General features: G+C 69.5%; 12 protein-coding genes and 1 pseudogene. 12 read left to right on the forward strand and 1 reads right to left on the reverse strand.

Going from position 1 to position 21086, the window contains the following annotated elements; translation table 11 throughout:
- Window positions 1–39 precede the first annotated feature (39 nt).
- From AC1PME_RS04170 to AC1PME_RS04180, 3 genes and pseudogenes are all read left to right on the forward strand, one after another.
- Complete coding sequence (locus tag AC1PME_RS04170; protein WP_481097396.1) at window positions 40–1224, forward strand: class I SAM-dependent methyltransferase; 1185 nt, start codon at window positions 40–42, stop codon at window positions 1222–1224.
- Complete coding sequence (locus tag AC1PME_RS04175; protein ID WP_481098067.1) at window positions 1212–1619, forward strand: VanZ family protein; 408 nt, start codon at window positions 1212–1214, stop codon at window positions 1617–1619. The genes AC1PME_RS04170 and AC1PME_RS04175 overlap by 13 nt, the downstream gene beginning before the upstream one ends.
- Window positions 1620–1921: 302 nt before the next feature.
- Window positions 1922–2524, forward strand: a pseudogene (locus tag AC1PME_RS04180) (expansin EXLX1 family cellulose-binding protein); the annotation flags it as partial.
- Between the two features lie 108 nt (window positions 2525–2632).
- Here AC1PME_RS04180 and AC1PME_RS04185 read toward each other — a convergent pair.
- Window positions 2633–5266, reverse strand: a complete 2634-nt coding sequence (locus tag AC1PME_RS04185; RefSeq protein WP_307548679.1) for a TonB-dependent receptor — start codon at window positions 5264–5266, stop codon at window positions 2633–2635.
- Between the two features lie 1152 nt (window positions 5267–6418).
- Between AC1PME_RS04185 and AC1PME_RS04190 the strand changes: the two genes are divergently transcribed.
- The 9 genes from AC1PME_RS04190 to nagA all read left to right on the forward strand — a co-directional run bounded on the left by AC1PME_RS04190 (window position 6419) and on the right by nagA (window position 21045).
- Window positions 6419–9118 carry a TonB-dependent receptor gene (locus AC1PME_RS04190; RefSeq protein WP_481097397.1) on the forward strand — a complete coding sequence of 900 codons (2700 nt, stop codon included), beginning with the start codon at window positions 6419–6421 and terminating at the stop codon, window positions 9116–9118.
- Between the two features lie 85 nt (window positions 9119–9203).
- Window positions 9204–12086: a beta-galactosidase GalA gene (gene galA, locus AC1PME_RS04195; RefSeq protein WP_481097398.1), complete on the forward strand. Its 2883-nt coding sequence runs from the start codon at window positions 9204–9206 to the stop codon at window positions 12084–12086.
- Between the two features lie 4 nt (window positions 12087–12090).
- On the forward strand, window positions 12091–14448 hold the full coding sequence (locus AC1PME_RS04200; RefSeq protein ID WP_307548684.1) for an alpha-N-acetylglucosaminidase: 2358 nt from the start codon (window positions 12091–12093) through the stop codon (window positions 14446–14448).
- Window positions 14445–15599: an acyltransferase family protein gene (locus AC1PME_RS04205; RefSeq protein ID WP_307548686.1), complete on the forward strand. Its 1155-nt coding sequence runs from the start codon at window positions 14445–14447 to the stop codon at window positions 15597–15599. The genes AC1PME_RS04200 and AC1PME_RS04205 overlap by 4 nt, the downstream gene beginning before the upstream one ends.
- Before the next feature lie 71 nt (window positions 15600–15670).
- Window positions 15671–16426 (forward strand): GntR family transcriptional regulator, encoded by a 756-nt coding sequence (locus AC1PME_RS04210; RefSeq protein ID WP_254460431.1) that lies wholly within the window; start codon window positions 15671–15673, stop codon window positions 16424–16426.
- Window positions 16427–16463: 37 nt separating this feature from the next.
- The gene (locus AC1PME_RS04215; RefSeq protein WP_481097399.1) at window positions 16464–17741 is read left to right on the forward strand and encodes a sugar MFS transporter; all 1278 of its coding nucleotides are present in this window, start codon (window positions 16464–16466) and stop codon (window positions 17739–17741) included.
- Between the two features lie 42 nt (window positions 17742–17783).
- Window positions 17784–18863, forward strand: coding sequence for a LacI family DNA-binding transcriptional regulator (locus tag AC1PME_RS04220; protein ID WP_307548689.1), 1080 nt, complete (start codon window positions 17784–17786; stop codon window positions 18861–18863).
- A gap of 8 nt (window positions 18864–18871) precedes the next feature.
- Window positions 18872–19900 carry an SIS domain-containing protein gene (locus AC1PME_RS04225; RefSeq protein ID WP_254461341.1) on the forward strand — a complete coding sequence of 343 codons (1029 nt, stop codon included), beginning with the start codon at window positions 18872–18874 and terminating at the stop codon, window positions 19898–19900.
- Window positions 19900–21045: an N-acetylglucosamine-6-phosphate deacetylase gene (gene nagA, locus AC1PME_RS04230; protein ID WP_481097400.1), complete on the forward strand. Its 1146-nt coding sequence runs from the start codon at window positions 19900–19902 to the stop codon at window positions 21043–21045. Before AC1PME_RS04225 ends, nagA begins: the two co-directional genes overlap by 1 nt.
- Window positions 21046–21086: the final 41 nt, after the last annotated feature.

The raw sequence follows: 21086 nt of genomic DNA on the forward strand, positions 1-21086 counted from the left end.
TCGGCTATGCTGTGCATTGTCCACGCAATCGCGCACCGCATGCCCACCGACCTTCCTTCGCCCGATGCCATCGCATTGGCCCACAGCGAGCGCTTGGCCGCGCATATGCGCGCCGAGATCGCCGCCGCCGGCGGGGCCATTCCATTCTCGCGTTTCATGGAGCTGGCGCTGTACGCGCCCGGCCTGGGCTACTACAGCGCCGGCAGCAGCAAGTTCGGCGAAGAGGGCGATTTCGTCACCGCGCCGGAACTGGGGCCGCTGTTCGCGGCCACCGTGTCCAATGCGCTGGCGCCGGTGTTGCAGCAACTGGGGCCGCAGGCGCGCATGCTGGAAGTGGGCGGCGGCAGCGGCGCCTTCGCCGAGGTGATGCTCAAGCGCCTGCTGGCGCTGGATGCGCTGCCCGAGCGCTATGCGATCCTGGAGCCCAGTGCCGATCTGCGCGAACGCCAGCGCGAGCGCCTGGCGCGTACGCTGATCCCGCCGGTGTTCGATCTGGTGGAGTGGCTGGACCGCCCGTTCGACGACGACTGGAACGGCGTGCTGTTCGCCAACGAGGTGATCGACGCCTTGCCGACACCGCGCTTCGCGCTGCGCGACGGCGAGGTGTTCGAGGAGACGGTGACCCTGGACGGCGAGGGCCGCTTCCGCCGCGGCGAACAGCCGGCCGATCCGCTGCTGGCGGCGGCGGTGCGCCACCTCGAGCGCTATCTGCAGGCGCCGTTCGCCGACGGCTACCGTTCCGAGCTGCTGCCGCAGTTGCCGTACTGGATCCAGGCGGTGGCCGGCGGCCTGCGCAGCGGCGCGATGCTGTTCGTGGACTACGGCTATCCGCGCCGCGAGTTCTATCTGCCCGAGCGCGACGACGGCACCTTGCGCGCGTTCTACCGGCACCGCACGCATGCCGATCCGTACCGCTGGCCGGGCCTGCAGGACCTGACCGCGTCGGTGGACTTCACCGCGCTGGCCGAGGCGGGGACGGGCGCGGGCTTCGACCTGGCCGGCTACTGCAACCAGGCCAGCTTCCTGCTCGGCAACGGCCTGGACGCGCTGCTGGCCGAGGCCGAGGCGCGCGGCGACGAGGCCGCGCGGCTGCGCCTGCGCCAGCAGGTGAAGCAGCTGACCCTGCCCAGCGAAATGGGCGAGCGCTTCCAGGTGATGGGCTTCGAGCGCGACGTCTCGCTGGCGCCGGCGTTCCTGTCCGGCGACCTGACCTGGCGGCTGTGATGGCGGCGGTGCGCGCCTTCCGCTGGCCCTGGCTGTGGCTGGGGCTGTGGTGGCTGGGCATCGCGGTGCTGATCTACGTGTGCATGATGCCGCACCCGCCGCAGCTGTCGGACCTGCCCGACAGCGACAAGGCCGAGCACTTCCTCGCCTACCTGCTGCTGGCCGCCGCGGCGGTGCAGGTCTACGCCGGGCCGCGCGCCTGGGCCTGGGCCGCGCTGGGTCTGCTGGCGCTGGGCGTGGGCATCGAGTTCGCGCAGGGCGCCTGGACCACCACGCGCTCGGCCGATCCGCTGGATGCCCTGGCCGATGCCTTGGGCGTGGCGGCCGGCATGGCCACCGCAGCCACGCCGTGGCGCGATCTGCTGTGGCGGCTGGAGCGCGGCCGCCGTCGCTGAGCCGTTTCTGCACGACCCGCATGTGCAGCATGCGCAGCGATGTGGCCATGCGGTCTACGCCGTCGGCCAAACGCCGGATTTCCTGGCCGCGCGCAAGGCGTGGCATGCGCGCCGCGTCCTAGAGTGCCGGCGCCGGGCACGCTGCCCGGTCGCCGCGCGGCGGCTCCGCGCGTCTGTGCAGGAGAACACGCATGCAAGCACGTCATTCCACCCGTGCCGCGCGCGGCGCCGGCCTGTGCGCCGCGCTGTGCCTGGCCGTCAGCGCCGCACCGGCCCGCGCCGCCTGGAACGATGTCTGCAGTGGTACCGCCACCTACACCAGTTCGGGCTATTCCGGCGGCGCGCTGCTGCTGGATCCGATCGCCCCCGATGCGTTGATCACCGCGCTCAATCCGACGCAACTCAACTACGGCGGAATCCAGGCGGCGCTGGCCGGCGCCTATCTGCAGGTGCAGGGGCCGCGCGGCACGGTCACCGTCTACGTCACCGACCTGTATCCGGAAGGCGCCGACTGCGGGCTGGATCTGTCGCCGAATGCTTTCGCCGCGATCGGCGACCCCGGTGCCGGGCGCATCCCGATCCGCTGGACGCTGGTGGCGGCCCCGGTCAGCGGCAACGTGGTGTACCGGATCAAGGAGGGCAGCTCGCAGTACTGGGCGGCGATCCAGGTGCGCAACCACCGCTATCCGGTAGTGAAGTTCGAGTACAAGAAGAACGGCGACTGGATCAGCCTGCCGAAGACCGCGTACAACCATTTCGTCGGCGAGCAGATGGGCGCGCAACTGCTGGAGATCCGCCTGACCGACGTGCGCGGCCAGGTGGTCACCGACACCCTCGGCGCGCTGCCCAGCCAAGGCGACAAGGGCGTGTACTTCGCCGACGGGCACGTGCAGTTCCCGCGCTGAGGCGCGCTCGCGACAGCGCCGGCACTGGCGTATGCCGGCGCTGTCGATACCCGGGTTCGCGTGCCTGCGCCGTGGCGGTGGCTCCGCGGCGCAGGCGCGGCCGCGCGCTCAGAACTTGAAGTGCAGCGTCGCCATGTAGCGGCGGCCGTTGTGATAACGCCCGGCCGGGTGGTCCTTGTCGCCCAGGTACTGCAGGTACTCCTCGTCCAGCAGGTTCTGCGCGTCCAGCTGCAGCGACCACTGCGCATTGAACGCGTAGCCCACGCTCGCGCCCAGGTCGGTGTAGTCGTCGACGCTGGCCGGGGCGGCGCCGGCGACGTAGCCGCCGGCCAGGTAGCTGTCGCGCCAGTTCAGGCTGATCCGCGCGTTCCACGGCCCCTTCTCGTAGTACGGGCTGAAGGCGACGCTGTTGCGCGACTGGTAGGGCAGCGGGTTGCCGCTGTTGTTCTCGCCGCTGGCATAGGTGTAGTTGGCGGACAGGCCGAAGCCGCTGTCGCCGAACGGCTGCTGGTAGGCCAGGGTGAAGCCCTTGACCTTGCCGTCGCCGGCGTTGCGCGGGCGCTGGATGCTGTAGTCGCAATAGCCGTCGGCGGTGCAGCCGTTGCTGCCGAGCATCTGCGCCCAGGTCTGCGGCGAGGTGTCGCGGATCGCGTTGTACTGGCGTTCGATGGTGGCCGAGGTGTCGATGTAGTTGTCGATCTTCTTGTAGAAGACCGACCAGGCCACTACCGCCTGCGGCGCGAAGTAGTACTCGGCCGAGAGGTTGAAGTTCCACGATTCGTACGGCGACAGCTCGGCATTGCCGCCGCTGCCGGTGAGCGTGGTGTCGTTGAGGAAGGTGTTGTTGACCATCTGGTTGTACGGCGCCCAGGCGATCACCTTGCCGGCGCCGAAGCGGAACACCCAGTCGTTGTCGGTGTCGTAGGCCAGGTTCAGCGACGGCAGCAGGAAGTGCTCGGTCTTCGTGCGGGTCTGCCACTTGCTGTCCAGGTCCTGCAGCGTCGGTGTGCCGCTGTAGACGAAGCCGCTGCCTTCGGTCTTGGAATCGACGTAGCGCAGGCCGAGGTTGCCGCGCAGGCCGGCGTTGGAGAAGTTCAGCTGCACGTAGGCGGCGTTGTTGGTCTGCTGCAGCGCCCAGGTGTTGTTGAGGTAGCTGGAGGGATCCGGATTGGCGTAGTCGAGCGGGCTGTTGCGGATCCAGTCGATCACGTTGCCGCGCCCGGCCTGCACGTGCTGGCCCTGGTCGGGGTAGAAGCCGCGGATGTCGGTCAGGCCGATGGTGCCGACATCGGCGAGCGTGGCCGGGGTCACCCCGCCGTACACGTTCAGTGCGAAGTCCTCGTTGTGCTTGCCCTGGCGCACGCCGACCAGCAACTGGTTGAACACGCCGTCGAACTGCAGGTCCAGGTCGAGCTGGCCGTAGCGGTCCTTGCTCTGGGTGGAGAACACGCCGTTGTTGCCGAGCCAGCCGCCGGCCGAGCCCCAGTTGGCCGGATCGCGCGCGGCCGCCGGATCGTCGAAGCGGATGCCGCGGTCCAGGTCCCAGCGAAAGCCGCCGTTGTAGAACGGTTCGATGAAGTACTGCGCCAGGTGGTCGTTGTCGGACTTGCTCTGGCCAATCTGGCCGCGCAGGGTCCAGCGTTCGCCGCGGTAGGCGCCGCGCAGGTCCAGGCCCTTGGTGGTCACCTGCGACTGGCGCACGTTGTTGTCGTAGATCACCGTACCGCCGTCCGCGTTGGCGTTGGCGCTGGAATGGCCGCTGCGGACCACGCCGTTGCGCACGTCGCCCAGCGCGTCGACCGCGGCGACGGTGCCCGGGTTCCAGGTCAGGAAGCTGTACATCGACTGGTTGTAGTTGTCGAAGTCTTCCTTGATGTACAGGCCGCTGAGGTTGAACTCCAACGCGTCGCTGGGCTTGAGCTGCAGGTTGAGCACCGCGCTGTCGCGCTTGCGGTCCTGCTGGAACCAGGCGGCGTTGATCGAGTTCGGCACGTCGGCATCGGCGGGCACGCCGGCGGCATTGGCGAAGCTGCCGGCCTTGGCGTAGCCGAACACCTCCAGGCCCTGGCGGTCCACGCGTTCCTCGTAGTGCTGCGCGGACACCGCCACGCCGAAGGTCTCCTGCGGATTCTTCCAGCTGTACAGCAGCGACGCGTTCGGCTTGCCCTCGCTGGCCTGCTGGCTGTAGCTGTAGCCCACCGAGCCGGCGATCTCGTTGGCCTTCAGGTCCAGCGGCTGGCGGCTGTGCATCAGCACGGTGCCGCCGAGGCTGCCTTCGGTCAAACGCGCCTCGGAGGATTTGACGATTTCCGCGCGGCCCAGGATCTGCGGCGACAGCAGGGTGTAGTCGAAGCCGCGATTGGGCTGCTCTCCGTACAGCCAGATCGCCTGCGCCACCGGGTGGCCGTCCAGGAACGACAGGTTGAGGCTGGGATCGGTGCCGTCGATGCTGACCCGTTCGCCCTGGCCGAAGCGGCGGTCGATGGTGACGCCGGGGATCTGCGCGAAGGCCTCGGCGACGTTGGTGCTGGGAAACTTGCCGATGTCCTCGGCGGTGATCGCCTCGGACACGGTGACGTTGTTGCGCTTGGTATCCAGCGATTTCTCCAGGCTGGCGCGGATGCCGACCACCTGGACCGCGTCCAGGTCGGTGGCGGCGGGATCGGCCTGCTGCGCCTGCGCGGCGAAGGCAAGGACGCTGGCGGCGATGGCCGCGGACAAGACGGAATGGCGATATTGCATGATGTCCCTCTCCTCATCATTCAATGGATCAACGCGATTGCGCGGACGCTGGGCCGCGCGCCGGAGTGGCCTGTTGCCTTACTGACGGTGGTGCCGATGCCGGCGGCAGCGCCGGGTGATGCGGAACGCGGAAGCCGCCCTGCGCTGCGCAGGGCGGGGAATGCTGGCGGTGTCGCGTGCACGCGCATGCGCGGCCGGCCCTGGCGCGCGCAGGGCGATGGGATGTGCATCGAGGGCAGGTGCCGCCGGTCGCGGCCGATCCGACCACGCCCCGGCAACGGGATGCCGCGGACGCCGCGGCAGGGGAGTCGGCGGCACATGCGCCAGCGGCTGCGTGCCGGGCGGGTCGCTCCGCTGTGTCCGCTCATGCCATGAAGTGCCGCGTGCGACACGCGGTGCGCGCATCCGGATCATTGCGATCACATGCCTCCCTTGGCCCGCTTTCGCGCCGCACATGCGCGGCTACACCCCCGTGTGCGCCGATTCTTACGAGGCTATGACAACGATGTCAAGCGTCGCCAAGAAAATTTGTCTGGTTCTGGTTTTGTTGCAAAAAACCGGCACCGGATCCCGGAAAGGACGTTTTCCTTGAATGAAAACTGATTTTTATCAAAGACTTGCGTTAGTGTCCGGAACGGCTCACGACCGCGCGCAAATGAGAATGTGGTGCACTTATGCGGCGACGCACAAGATTGGTCTCGTTGCCACAATTGGTGCGTCATAGGTATCGTGACAACGATGCGTGAAGAATCCCGCTCGTGAAATATTTTTCAGATACAGGATGCTGATAAATAAGGGTTTCTGGGAGATTTCCGCCCGAGTCCAGGGGTCATTCTTAGATTTCGTGCGGCACGGCGTTGACACGATCTTTCTAAGACCATAAGAATCGAAGCACCTGGAATTGGTCCTTGCCAATTCGGGCCAGATCCGACCAGTCGCACCATGCAGTCGCCCGTTCCGGGGAAGGGACGGGGACGCGCCTCCCGCAACACGGGGCGCAGGAAACAGCCAGAACGTTCCATCGACGCCGTGTCCGCACGGACGGCATCGCCCTGCGCGTCGCGTCGGGCGCGATGGAGGGTGCTGCCTGCCGATCGCCGCCCTGGATGTCAGACGTCGTCGTGCCGATCCGCCATCAACCAGGATAGCCCAATGCCTCATGTCGCCCGCTCCCGCTCGCATTGTTGTCCCCTGTCCGTCCTCGCCAGCGCCATCGCGTTCGGCCTGCTCGGCGCCGCCGCGCAGGCGCAGGAAGCGCCCGCGTCCGCTTCGGTTTCCCAGCTCGACACGGTGACCGTCACCAGTTCCTACCAGAAGAGCCTGATCACCGCGCTGGACAACAAGCGCGCGGATGCGCGCATGACCGATGGCATCTCGTCGGAGGACATCGGCAAGTTCCCGGCCGAGAACATCGCCGAGGCGATCCAGCGCATTCCCGGCGTGCAGATCTCCACCATCAACGGCCGCGGCTCGACCATCAGCATCCGCGGCCTGGGCCCGCAGTACTCGGCCACCACCATCAACGGCCAGACCATCAAGAGCGCCGATTTCACCGACGGCTTCCGCTACGACATCATCCAGCCGGAGGTGGCCGCGGCGATCGAGGTGATCAAGTCGCCGTCGGCGGACATGGATGCCGGCGGGCTGTCGGGCACGGTCAACATCGAGACCACCAAGCCGCTGGACTACAAGGAGCGCAAGCTGATCTTCTCGGCGAAGGAGCAGTATTCCCAGTTCGCCGGCGGCGCGCCGACGCCCAAGGGCGTGCTGACCTATATCGACCAGTTCCATCTGGCCGACGGCGGCGAACTGGGCGTGTTCGTCAACGCCGGCTACCAGAAGCTGAGGGACCGCGCCGACTACCTGTGGATCGACCGCTGGTACACCCAGGCCACCAGCGACGGCACCCTGTACATCCCGCGCCGTCCGCGCTACCGCTCGATCGAGCGCGAGACCGACCGCAAGATGCTCACCGCCGGCCTGCAGTGGAAACCCAACGACCGGCTGGAGATGAACCTGACCGCGCTGTATTCGCAGGACAAGACCGACAACGACATGAACCAGTTGGTCTACTCGTTCGATCGCAATTACCTGAACGTGCTGCAGACCGAAGGACTGACCGCGACGCGGGTCTCGGCGTCCAACTACTGGCTGGAGAACAACCGCCAGCTCGAGCGCCACGACCTGAGCTCGCAACTGCTGACCTGGGACACCCGCTGGCGGGGCGACGCGTGGACCTTCAGCGGCGTGGCCAACTACACCGAAGGCAAGACCGACGAGGACGAGCGCGCAGTCATCCTCGGCCGCAAGCCGAGCGCGACGCTCTTCGACATGTCCAACCCCGGCGCGATCTCGCTGACCACCGACGCCGACGCCACCGACGCCAGCGCCTGGAACAAGGCCAACCTGGTCCGCGACGAATACCCCAACGGCGCGATCAACGCGCTGCGCAACAAGGAATGGTCGCTGCAGTTCGACGCCGAGCGCTACGTCGGCAACGGCTTCCTCGACGCGGTCAAGGTCGGCACCAAGTTCCGCCGCGAGACCTTCGACCGCAACGTCTGGCGCCGCGACTTCCTGTACCTGATCAACTCCGGCGCGGTGTCCGGTTACGGCATGTTCCCGGAGCTGTCGGCGGCCAGTTCCAACGTCCGCAACTTCCTCGACGGCGACCTGGCCTCGCAGAGCGATTGGGTGGCGCCGGACGTGTACGCCTACGCCGACGCGCTGGCCGCCTCCGGCATCACCGTGCCGGTGCTGTTCGCGCCGCAGGCCAGCTACCACATCCGCAACGACATCTTCTCCGCCTACGCGCTGGCCAGGATCGACACCGACCTCGGCAGCATGCGCCTGCGCGGCAACGTCGGCGTGCGCTACGAGAACACCAAGCGCACCACCGATACATACCTGACCACCGCCTCGCAGTACAGCGAGGACGCCAACGAGGTGGTGGGCACCGAGCGCGCGCCGTACGACTACCACAACTGGCTGCCGAGCCTGAACCTGGTGCTGGACATGCGCGAGGACCTGCTGCTGCGCTTTGCCGCCGGCAAGGTGCTGGTGCGGCCGATCCTGGACAGCAACACCGCCATCGCCACCACCATCTCCTCCGGCAGCAACACCGGCGGAACCACCACCTACGACGTGGCGCTGGGCCAGACCGACCTGAAGGCGCTGACCGCCGACCAGGCCGACCTGAGCCTGGAGTGGTACTACGGCCAGGGCGGCGGGCTGACCCTGGCCGGCTTCTGGAAGAACGTCAAGAACGGCACCTTCAACAGCATCGTCTGCCCGACCGCGTTCAACGGCACGGCGCTGTCCACCAATGGCGCCGGCGACTGCGTGGACGGCAGCGGCAACATCTACGAGATCACCGCCACCCGCAACGATCCGAGCAAGGTCAAGATCAAGGGCTACGAACTGGGCTGGACGCAATCCTTCGATGCCTGGCTGCCGATCCAGGGCTTCGGCCTGACCGCCAACTTCACCCGGGTGATCCCGCAGCGCGACACCGACTTCAAGATCCGCAACCTGTCGGAGAAGACCTGGAACGCCACCGGCTACTGGGAGAACGCGATGTTCTCCGCGCGCCTGTCGCTGAACCACCGCAGCGAGTACGAGCAGGACAGCAGCGACAGCTTCTTCGCCCGCGAAGGCCACACCATGAAGGCGCGCACCCAGGTCGATGCAGTGCTCGGCTACCAGGCCACCGACACGCTCAGCTTCCAGCTCGGCGCGCTCAACCTGACCAACAAGAAGGAACAGGCGTACAAGGACATCAGCAGCCGCTGGCAGATGACCGGGGTCACCGGCCGCAGCTTCTACGTGTCGATGCAGTGGGACATCCTGTGAGGGCGGCGCAGGCGGCTGCGGGCTAGCGCGAACCAGGCCCGGCGCCGCGGTGGCGCCGGGCGGCCGATCCGAGGAGGGCAGGCGCATGCAACGAAGAACGTTCCTGGCCGGCAGCGCCGGCGCCGGCCTGCTGCTGGCGCTGCCGCGCGGGAGCTGGGCCGGCACCGCCGCGTCCACCGGCATTGCCGACACCGGCACGGCCGCGGTGGCGGCCGTGCCGCAGGTGACCCTGGCCCCCGATCCGGGCCTGTTCTGCCTGGACGAGGGCTGGCGTTTCCACGCAGGCGACATCCCGTTTCCGCCGATCAGCGGGCAGGACGCCAGCTACGACAACGCCAAGGCCGGCAAGGCCTGGGGCGCGGCCGCCGGCGATTTCGACGACAGCCAATGGCGGCAACTGCGGCTGCCGCACGATTTCGCCATCGAGCAGCCGATCGAGGCCAGCGCCAACGTGGCGCAGGGCTATCGCCGCCGCGGCATCGCCTGGTACCGCCGCAGCCTGCGGCTGGACGAGGCGCAGCGCGGCAAGGCGCTGGAGCTGCGGTTCGACGGCATTTCCAGCCGTGCCACGGTGTGGGTCAACGGCCTGCTGATGGCGCGCAGCTGGAGCGGCTACGACGGCATCGCCATCGACATGACCGCGGTCGCGCGCTATGGCCAGGACCTCAACACCATCGCGGTGCGCGTGGACGCCGAGGCGATGGACGGCTGGTGGTACGAAGGCGCCGGGATCTACCGGCACACCTGGCTGGCGGTGCGCGATGCGCTGCATATCGTCGGCGACGGCGTGCATGCGGTGCCGCGCGCCGGGGCCGACGAGCGCTGGACGCTGCCGGTGACGGTCACCGTCGCCAATGTCGGCGAGCAGGCCGACGCGGCGCTGCTGGAGGCGACCCTGTACGACGCCCGAGGCATGGTGGTGGCGCAAGGCAGCAGCGCGCTGCAGGCCGGCGCGCTGGCGCAAGTGGAGGCCCAGGTCGTGTTGCAGGTCCGTCAGCCGCAGCGCTGGGACGTGGCCGCACCGCACCTGTACCGGCTCGCGACGGTGCTGCGCAGCGAAGGCCGCGAGCGCGACCGCCGCGAGTGCGCGATCGGCTTCCGCACGCTGCGCTTCGATGCGCAGCAGGGCTTCTTCCTCAACGAGCGGCCACTCAAGATCAAGGGCGCCTGCCTGCACCAGGACCATGCCGGGGTCGGCGTGGCGGTGCCGGACAGCCTGCTCGACTTCCGCATCCGCCGGCTCAAGGCGCTGGGCTGCAATGCGATCCGCCTGCACCACGCGGTGGCCGGCGAACTGCTCGACGTCTGCGATCGCCTGGGCATGCTGGTGATGGCCGAGAACCGCGTGTTCAATCCCGCCCCCGACTACGCAGCGCAACTGCGCTGGCTGGTGCGCCGCGACCGCAACCGCGCCTGCGTGTTCCTGTGGTCGGTGTTCAACGAAGAGCCGATGCAGGGCACCGCCGCCGGCTACGAAATGGTGCGCCGCGCGGTGGCGCTGGTGCGCGAACTCGATGACAGCCGCCCGGTGACCGCGGCGATGAACGACGGCATGCTGACCGAGCGCAACGCGGCCCAGGCGGTGGACGTGGTCGGCTTCAACTACCGCCAGTTCAACTACGACCGGGTGCATGCGGCGATGCCGCACACGCCGCTGCTGTCCAGCGAGGACACCAGCGCCTTCCAGACCCGCGGCGCCTGGTTCACCGACATGGACGCGCACGTCATCGCCGAGGACGATTCGGTGGCCGCGCCCTGGGGCAACACCCATCGCACCTCCTGGAAGCTGATCAGCGAGCGGCCCTACCTGGCCGGCACCTTCGTCTGGACCGGCTTCGACTATCGCGGCGAGCCGACCCCGTTCGAATGGCCGTCGGTGTCCTCGTTCTTCGGCATCATGGACCTGTGCGGCTTCCCGAAGGGCGCCTACTGGCTGCGCCAGGCGCAGTGGATCGACGCGGCGCCGGTGCTGCAGTTGCTGCCGCACTGGAACTGGCCGGGCCGCGAGGGCACGCCGATCAAGGTCATGGCGTTCTGCAACGCGCAGCAGGTGGAGCTGTGGCTCAATGGCCGCTCGCAGGGGCGGCAGGCGGTGGACCGGATCGCGATGAACACCTGGCAGGTCGTGTACGCGCCCGGCGTGCTGGAAGCGGTGGCGTACCGCGACGGGCGCGAGGTGGCGCGGCAGCGGGTGCAGACGGTCGGCGCGCCGGTCGCGCTGCGGGTGACCCCGGAGCGCACACGCATGCGCGGCGACGGCCGCGACGCGCAACCGATCACCCTGGAAGCGGTGGACGCAGAAGGCTGCCATGTGCCCTTCGCCGATGCGCAGATCGCGCTGCAGGTCGAAGGCGGGCGCCTGCTCGGCGTCGGCAACGGCGACCCGAACCGGCACGCGCCCGACAACGTACCGCAGGTGCGCCTGTTCAACGGCCTGGCGCAGGCCATCGTCGAGGCCGGCAGCGGCAGCGGCCAGCTGCGCATCGTGGCGCACGCGCCGGGCCTGCGCGCGGCGCAGGCAAGCATCGCGCTGGAGGCGGCGGCACCGCCGTTGTCGTGGCCGCCGGCCGCCGCGGCGATGGTGGTGGGCGGCTGGCGGCGTACCCTGCCGTTCGCCGCACCGCCGGATCCTGCGTTGCCGCGCGCGGCCAACGACAACAACAGCTGGAGCTTCTGCCAGCCGGGCAACCTGGAGACGCGCGCCGAGCGCGACGGTTACGTGCTGTACCGCACCGCGTTCACGCCCTGGGTCGGGATCCAGCAGCGCGGCGGCCGCTTGCGGCTCGGCCGCGCGACCGGTGCGGTGCGGGTCTATCTGGACCGGCGACCGGTCGCCAGCGTGGCCGCCGGGCAGCCGGTGTCCCTGCGGCTTCCGCCCGCGGCCGGCGAACGGGTGCTGGCGGTGGTGATGCAGGTGAAGGCCGGAACACCTTTCGGTTTCGACGATGTCGCGACAGTGGAGTATTGAGCCGATGAAACGCGCTTTTCGCCAGATTTTCTCGCATGGCCACGCCAGGCTGCGTCGCATCCCCGCGTTGCCCGTGCGTGCGCATGCGCTGCTGTTGCTGCTGGCCTGTGCGGTGCTGGCAGCGGACGCGTTCGCCGCGCCCGCGCAGGACACGTCCGGCGGCACCGCACGCGAGGTGCTGCTGCGCACGCTCGGGCCACGCGCGGCCGAGCTGCGCTTGCAGCGGCAGCCGCGCGGCGGCGGCAACGACTGGTACCAGGTCGCTGCGGATGCCGGCACCCTGCGCGTGTCCGGTTCCTCGGAGGTGGCGCTGGCGCATGGCGCCTACAGCTATCTGCAGTCGATCGGCGCGGCGTCGGTGAGCTGGGAAGGCAGCCGCGTGGCGTTGCCGGCGGCCTATGCCGATGTGCATGGGCCGCGCGTGGTCACCCCGTTCGCGCACCGCGCCTATCTCAACGTCTGCACCTACGGCTACACCACGCCGTGGTGGGACTGGGCGCGCTGGGAACGCGAGATCGACTGGATGGCGCTGCACGGCATCGACATGCCGCTGGCGATGGAGGGCCAGGAGTACGTGTGGCAGGCGCTGTGGCGCGAGTTCGGCGTCGCCGATACGGACCTGGCGGCGTACTTCTCCGGCCCGGCGTTCGCGCCGTGGCAGCGCATGGGCAACATCGAAGGCTACGACGCGCCGCTGCCGCAGGAGTGGATCGAGGACAAGCATGCGCTGCAGCTGCGCATCCTGCAGCGCATGCGCGCGCTGGGCATGAAACCGGTGCTGCCGGCCTTCGCCGGCTACGTGCCGAAGGCGTTCGCGCAGGCGCATCCGCAGGCGCGGATCTACCGCATGCGCGCCTGGGAGGGCTTCCACGAGACCTACTGGCTGGACCCGGCCGATCCGCTGTTCGCGCGGATCGCGCAACGCTTCATCCAGCTCTACGACCGCACCTACGGCAAGGGCACCTACTACCTGGCCGATGCGTTCAACGAGATGCTGCCGCCGATCGCCGCCGACGGCAGCGACGCGCGCCTGGCCAGCTACGGCGACAGCACCGCCAACACCGCCAAGACCAAGCCGCCGGAGGTGCCGCCGGCGCAGCGCGACAAGCGCCTGGCCGAGTACGGCCGCGCGCTGTACGCCTCGATCCACCGCGCCAACCCGGATGCGGTGTGGGTGATGCAGGGCTGGCTGTTCGGCGCCGACCGCCACTTCTGGACGCCGCAGGCGATCGCCGCATTTCTGCGCGAGGTGCCCAACGACAAGTTGCTGGTGCTGGATATCGGCAACGACCGCTACCCCGGCACCTGGAAGCTGTCCGACGCGTTCGACGGCAAGCAGTGGATCTATGGCTACGTGCACAACTACGGCGGCAGCAATCCGGTGTACGGCGACCTGGCGTTCTACCGCGAGGACCTGCGCACGCTGCTCGCCGACAAGGACAAGCAGAAACTGGTCGGCTTCGGCGCGTTCCCGGAAGGGCTGCACACCACCTCGGTGGTCTACGAGTACATGTACGCGCTGGCCTGGGGCGCGCAGCAGCGTCCGCTGCAGGACTGGCTCGACGACTACACCCGCGCCCGCTACGGGCATACCTCGCCGGCCTTGCGCGCGGCCTGGGACGACCTGCGGGCCTCGGTGCTGTCGACCCGGTACTGGACGCCGCGCTGGTGGCGCAGTCGCGCCGGCGCCTACCTGCTGTTCAAGCGGCCGACGCTGGACATCGGCGAGTTCGAGGGCGCGCCCGGCGATCCGCCGCGGCTGCGCCGCGCGCTGCAGCAACTGCTGGCGCTGGCGCCGGAATACGCCGACGCGCCGTTGTACCGCTACGACCTGGTCGATTTCGCCCGCCACTACGCCACCGGCCGCGTGGACGCGCAGTTGCAGCAGGCGGTGGCCGCCTACAGGCGCGGCGACGTCGCGGCCGGCGACGCGGCGACGGCGCGCGTACGGGAAGAGGTAACCCAACTCGACAGCCTGGTCGGCGGCCAGCAGGACACCCTGTCGAGCTGGCTCGACGCGGCCGCCGGCTATGCGAAGACGCCGCAGGACGCGGCCTACTACCGGCGCGACGCCAAGGCGCAGGTCAGCGTGTGGGGCGGCGAGGGCAATCTCGGCGACTACGCGTCCAAGGCCTGGCAGGGCATGTATGCGGACTACTACCTGCCGCGCTGGACCCTGGCGCTGCAGATGCTGCGCGAGGCGGCGGTCGCCGGCGGCAGCGTGGACGAAGCGCAACTGCAACAGCGGCTGCGCGCCTGGGAGCGCGACTGGGTGGCGCGCGAGACCGCGTACGTGCGGCACGCACCGGCCGATCCGGTCGCCGCGGTGCGCACGCTGCTGCAACAGGTGGATGCCCCATGAGCGCCGTGCCCACGCATCCTGCCGCCGCGGCGCCGGCGCGCGAGCGCTTCCTGTCGCTGGACGTGTTCCGCGGCCTGACCATCTTCCTGATGATCCTGGTCAACACGCCGGGCGCCGGGGCCGACGCGTTCGTGCAGCTGCGGCACGCGCCGTGGTTCGGCTTCACCGCCGCCGACCTGGTGTTCCCGTCGTTCCTGTTCGCGGTCGGCAACGCGATGAGCTTCGCGCTGGACCGCGGCCAGCCGCTCGGCGCGTTCCTGCGCCGGGTCGGCAAGCGCAGCGCGTTGATCTTCCTGCTCGGCTTCCTGATGTACTGGTTCCCGTTCGTGCACCAGGGCGCCGACGGCCATTGGAGCTTCACCGCGATCGACCAGACCCGGGTGCCGGGCGTGCTGCAGCGCATCGCGCTGTGCTATGCGCTTGCCGCGCTGCTGTGCCGCTGGCTGCCGCCGCGCGGCCTGCTGGTCATGTGCGTGGCGCTGCTGCTCGGCTACTGGGGCGCGCTGTACCTGTGGGGCCAGCCGGGCGCGGAGCTGAGCAAGCTCGGCAATGCCGGCACGCGCCTGGACCTGTGGCTGCTGGATCCGGCGCAGCTGTACCGCAAGGACGGCGGGTTCGATCCGGAGGGCCTGCTCGGCACGCTGCCGGCCACGGTCAACGTCATCGCCGGCTACCTGACCGGGCTGTACGTGCGCCGGGTCGGCAAGCAGGCGCGCACGGTGCGCTGGCTGTGGCTGGCCGGTGTCGCGCTGATCCTGCTGGCGCTGGCCTGGCAGCCGTGGTTCCCGCTGGCCAAGAAACTGTGGACCGGTTCGTTCGTACTGCTGACGGTGGGCCTGGACCTGTGGCTGCTGGGCGCTTTGCTGTGGGCGATCGAGGTGCGCGGCTGGCAGGCCGGCAGCGGCTTCTTCACCGTGCTCGGGCGCAATCCGCTGGCGATCTACCTGTTCTCGGAACTGTTCGTGATCAGCCTGCGGATGGTCCCGGCCGGGGGCAGCGGCATGGACCTGTACCAATGGCTGGGGATCGCGGTGTTCCAGCGGCTGCTGCCCGGACCCTGGGGCAGCCTGGCCTGCGCGCTGGCCTACACCCTGCTGTGCTGGGCGGTGGGCTGGTGGATGGACCGGCGGCGGCTGTACCTGCGGCTGTAGCCCGGCGTGCACGGACCGCGAATTGGTACTATATTGGACATAACGAATCCATGCGGACTGGAGAGCGCGCCATGACCAAGCCCAAGCCGCAGGCCGATCCCCGCCTGCACGCGCTGGCCGTGGATCCGGACGCCCCGACCCCGCTGTACCTGCAACTGGCGAGCAAGCTGGTGGAGGCGATCAAGGGCGGGCAGTGGAAGCCGGGCGAGGCGCTGCCGGCCGAGCGCCAGCTGTGCGAATACCTGCAGGTATCGCGGGTGACCCTGCGCCAGGCGGTGGACGCGCTGGTCGAGCAAGGCCTGGTGTCGCGCCGGCAGGGCGCCGGCACCTTCGTCACCTCGCACATCCAGCACCAGCTCAGCGGCCTGGCCAGTTTCAGCGAGACGCTGCGCATGAAGGGGCTGGAGCCGGGCACGCGCTGGCTGGAGCGGCGCACGCGCCCGGCCCACGGCGAGGAGATCCTGCGCCTGGGCCTGTCGCCGGACACGGCGGTGGCGGCGCTGACCCGCCTGCGCAGCGCCGACGGCCGGGTGATGGCCTACGAGAAGGCGGTGCTGCCGCAGCACGTGGTGCCCGACCCGCACGCCATCGCCGATTCGCTCTACAGCTACCTGGACGAGCGCGGCACACCGGTGGTGCGCGCGCTGCAGTACTTCCGCGCCATCAACCTGCCGGCGCGGCTGGCCGGGCATCTCGGCATGAAGGAAGGCGAGGCGATCCTGCACGTGGTGCGGGTCGGCTACACCCGCGACGGCAGCGCGATCGAACTGACCGACACCTATTGCCACAACGACTACTACGACTTCGTCGCCGAACTGCGACGCTGATCGCCGAACCCCGCGCCCACCCGGAGCACGCCCGCCCATGACCACTGCACGGCCCGCCAGTCCCTACGCCTCGATCGCCATCGTCGGCCTGCTGTTCTTCATCATCGGCTTCTTTACCTGGATCAACGGGCCGTTGATCACCTTCGTGCGCCTGGCGTTCGATCTCAACGAGGTCAACGCGTTCCTGGTGCTGATGGTGTTCTACCTGTCCTACTTCTTCCTGGCGCTGCCGTCGTCGTGGATCCTCAAGCGCACCGGCATGAAGAAGGGGCTGGCGCTGAGCCTGCTGGTGATGGCCGCTGGCGCCGCCGCATTCGGCCAGTTCGCGACCCAGCGCTTCTACCCGGGCGCGCTGATTGGCCTGTTCGTGATCGGCAGCGGCCTGGCCCTGCTGCAGACCGCGATCAATCCCTACATCAGCATCCTCGGCCCGATCGAGAGCGCCGCGCGGCGCATCGCGCTGATGGGCATCTGCAACAAGATCGCCGGCATCCTGGCGCCGTTCCTGATCGGCACGCTGGTACTGCACGGCGTCGGCGACCTCGCCGCACAGGTGCAGGCGGCCGACCCGGCGACCAAGGAGGCGCTGCTCGCCGCCTTCGCCGCCAAGATCCACGCGCCGTACCTGGTGATGGCCGGCGTGCTGGTGCTGGTGGCGCTGGGCGTGCTGTTCTCGCCGCTGCCGGAACTGCAGGCGGCCGAGGTCAACGCCACGCCGGTCGGCGCCGCCGCGCAGCAGAAGCGCAGCATCTTCCAGTTCCCGCACCTGTGGCTGGGCGTGCTGTGCCTGTTCGTGTACGTGGGCGTGGAAGTGATGGCCGGCGATGCGATCGGCACCTACGGCAACGGCTTCCACCTGCCGCTGGACCAGACCAAGCTATTCACCTCCTTCACCCTCGGCGCGATGCTTGTCGGCTACGTGGCCGGGCTCGTGCTGATCCCCAACGTGATCTCGCAGGCCCGCTACCTGAGCGTGTCGGCGGTGCTCGGGGTGCTGTTCTCGGTGGGCGCCTACCTCACCCATGGCTACGTGTCGGTGGGCTTCGTCGCCGCGCTGGGCTTCGCCAACGCGATGATGTGGCCGGCGATCTTCCCGCTGGCGATCAAGGGCCTGGGCCGCTTCACCGAAATCGGCTCGGCCCTGCTGGTGATGGGCATCGCCGGCGGCGCCATCATTCCGCAGCTGTTCGCCGTCCTCAAGCAGCACATCGATTTCCAGTTGGTGTTCCTGCTGCTGATGGTGCCCTGCTACCTGTACATCCTGTTCTATTCCCTGGTCGGCCACCGCGCCGGGCAGGCCGCTGCCCGCGCGTGATCGCGCATCATGGGTGACTTTCCCGACGTGCAGGACCGCCACATGCGCAGACCCACCATCAAAGACGTCGCCGAACGGGCGCGGGTGTCGCTGAAGACCGTCTCGCGGGTCATCAACAACGAACCGTCGGTGATGCAGGCCACGCGTTCGCGCGTGCTGCACGCCATCGCCGAGCTGGACTACGAGCCCGATCCGTCGGCGCGCAACCTGCGCAGCGGCACCCCGTTCGTGATCGGGCTGGTCTACGACAACCCCAACCCGTACCACATCATCGGCGTGCAGAACGGCGTGCTCGCCGCCTGCCGCGAGACCGGCTTCGGGCTGCAGATTCATCCCTGCGATTCCACCGCGCCGATGCTCGCCGAGGAGCTGGCCGAGTGGACCCAGCGCTCGCGCCTGGCCGGGCTGGTGCTGACCGCGCCGATGTCCGAGCGCGCCGAACTGGTCGCGGCGCTGGCCGCGCGCGGGATCAAGACCGTGCGCATCATCGCCGCCACCGAGGATCCGCAGGACGGCCCGTGCGTCTATGTCGACGACCGCGACGCCGCCTACGAGATCACCGAACACCTGATCCAGCTCGGCCACCAGCGCATCGGCTTCCTGTGGGGCGGCACCTCGCACCGCTCCAGCGGCGAGCGCTACGCCGGCTACGAGGCGGCGCTGAAGGACTACGGCATCACCCTGGACAAGCACCTGGTGGTGCCCGGCGACTACACCTTCGACGACGGCTTCCGCGGCGCGCGGCGGCTGCTGGCGCTGCGCGAGCCGCCGACGGCGATCTTCGGTTCCAACGACGAGATCGCCGCCGGCGTGCTGGCCGCGGCCAAGTCGGCGGGCATGAACGTGCCCTACGACCTGTCCATCGCCGGTTTCGAGGACAGCCCGTTCTCGCGCCAGTCGTGGCCGCCGCTGACCACCGCCAAGCAGGCCACCGAGGACATCGCCCGCCACGCCGCGCGGCTGCTGATCAGCCAGCTGCGCAGCGATGCCTACGAAGACCACCCGGCGCCGGTGCACAACCAGGGCTTCGTGCCGCAGCTGGTGGTGCGCGGCTCCACCGCGCCCATGCAGCCGCATTCCCCGCCGCATCCCCGCCGCTCCTCCTCTCCCGACCCCACATGACCCTGCCCATGGCGCTGCCCTCCGAAACCGAAACCCTGATGTTCCGCGAAGCCGCGGAAGCCGCCGCGGTCGTCGCCGCGCAGTTCGAACGCAACCACGCCACGGTGAGCGCGCTCGCCGCGGCGCTGCGTGCCGAGCCGCCGCCGTTCGTGGTGACCTGCGCGCGCGGCAGCTCCGACCACGCCGCCACCTACGCCAAGTACCTGTTCGAGACCCAGCTCGGCGTGGTCACCGCCTCGGCCTCGCCGTCGGTGGGCTCGGTGTACGAAGCGCCGCTGCGCTTGCGCGGGGCGCTGTACCTGGTGATCTCGCAGTCGGGCAAGAGCCCGGACCTGCTGCGCAACGCGCAGGCGGCCAAGGACGCCGGCGCGCGCGTGGTGGCCCTGGTCAACGTCGAGGATTCGCCGCTGGCGCAATTGGCCGACACGGTGATCCCGCTCGGCGCCGGCCCGGAGAAGAGCGTGGCCGCGACCAAGAGCTACCTGGCGTCGCTGGCGGCGATCCTGCAGCTCGGCGCGCACTGGAAGAACGACCCGGCGCTGCTGGGCGCGCTGCAGGAACTGCCGCAGGCGCTGCGCGCGGCCTGGCAGGCCGACTGGCGCTCGCTGACCGACGGCCTGGTCGAGGCGCACAACCTGTTCGTGCTCGACCGCGGCCTGGGCCTGGCGGCGGCGCAGGAGGCGGCGTTGAAGTTCAAGGAAACCTGCGGCCTGCATGCCGAGGCCTACAGCTCGGCGGAAGTGAAGCACGGGCCGATGGCGCTGGTCGGCCCGGGCTTCCCGGTGCTGGCGTTCGACCAGCCGGACGAAGCGGGCGAGGGCACCCGGCGCCTGGCCGAGGAATTCCGTGGCCGCGGCGCGCAGGTGTGGCTGGCCAGTGCCGGCGGCGACCTGCCGCTGGTCGCCGCGCCGCACCCGGCGTGCGCGCCGCTGCTGGCGATCCAGAGCTTCTACCGCGCGATCAACGCCCTGGCGCTGCGCCGCGGCTACAACCCGGACCTGCCGCCGCATCTGAACAAAGTGACGGAGACCGTCTGATGACCACGGTGGCGCTGCGCAATGCGCGCGTGCTCGGCGAGGACGGGTTTCTCGACGGCGTCGGCGTGCTGCTGGAGGGCGGGCGCATCCTCGCCCTGCTCGACGACGCCGATCCGCGCGTGGCGGCGGCACCGGTGCAGCACGATCTGGGCGGCGGCAGCCTGCTACCGGGCTTCATCGACCTGCAGGTCAACGGCGGCGGCGGCGTGCTGTTCAACAACCGCACCGACGTGGAGGCGCTGCGCCGCATCGGCCAGGGCCATCGCCGCTACGGCACCACCGGCTACCTGCCGACGCTGATCAGCGACGACGTGGAGGTGATGCGCGCGGCGATCGCCGCGACCCGCCAGGCCATCGCCGAGGGCGTGCCGGGCGTGCTCGGCATCCATCTGGAAGGGCCGTACCTTGCGCCGGCGCGCAAGGGCACCCACAACGCCGACAAGTTCCGCGTGCCCGACGCCGACGAACTGGCCCTGGTCACCTCGCTGGACAACGGCGTCACCCTGATCACCCTGGCCCCGGAACGCGTGCCGGCGGCCAGCATCCGCACCCTGGCCGCGGCCGGCGCGCGCGTGTTCGCCGGCCACACCGCCGCCAGCTACGAAGAGACCCGCGCCGGGCTGGACGCCGGCATCTGCGGCTTCACCCATCTGTACAACGCCATGACCCCGCTGCAGGGGCGCGATCCCGGCGTGGTCGGCGCGGCGCTGGAAGACCGTCACGCCTGGTGCGGAGTGATCGTCGACGGCGTGCACGTGCATCCGGCCAGCCTGCGCGTGGCGCTGGCGGCCAAGCCGCGCGGCACCGTGTTCCTGGTCACCGACGCGATGCCGATGGTCGGCGCCGACAGCCCCGCGTTCGATCTGTACGGCGAAACCATCACCGCCATCGACGGCGTGGTGCGCAATGCCGCCGGCGCCCTGGCCGGCTCGGCGCTGGACATGGCCAGCGCGGTGCGCAACAGCGTGCAGTGGCTGGGCGTGCCGCTGGAGGAGGCCGCACGCATGGCCTCGCTGTACCCCGCGCAATGCGTGGGCCTGGACCACCGCTACGGCCACATTGCGCCGGGCTACCAGGCCGACCTGGTGTTGCTGGACGACGCGTTGCAGGTCCGTCATACCTGGATCGCCGGCGCGATGGAGTAATCCGTCGCGGGCGCCGCGCGGCGGCATGGCGACGGGATGCC

The organism is Xanthomonas sp. NCPPB 901 (assembly GCF_056725085.1).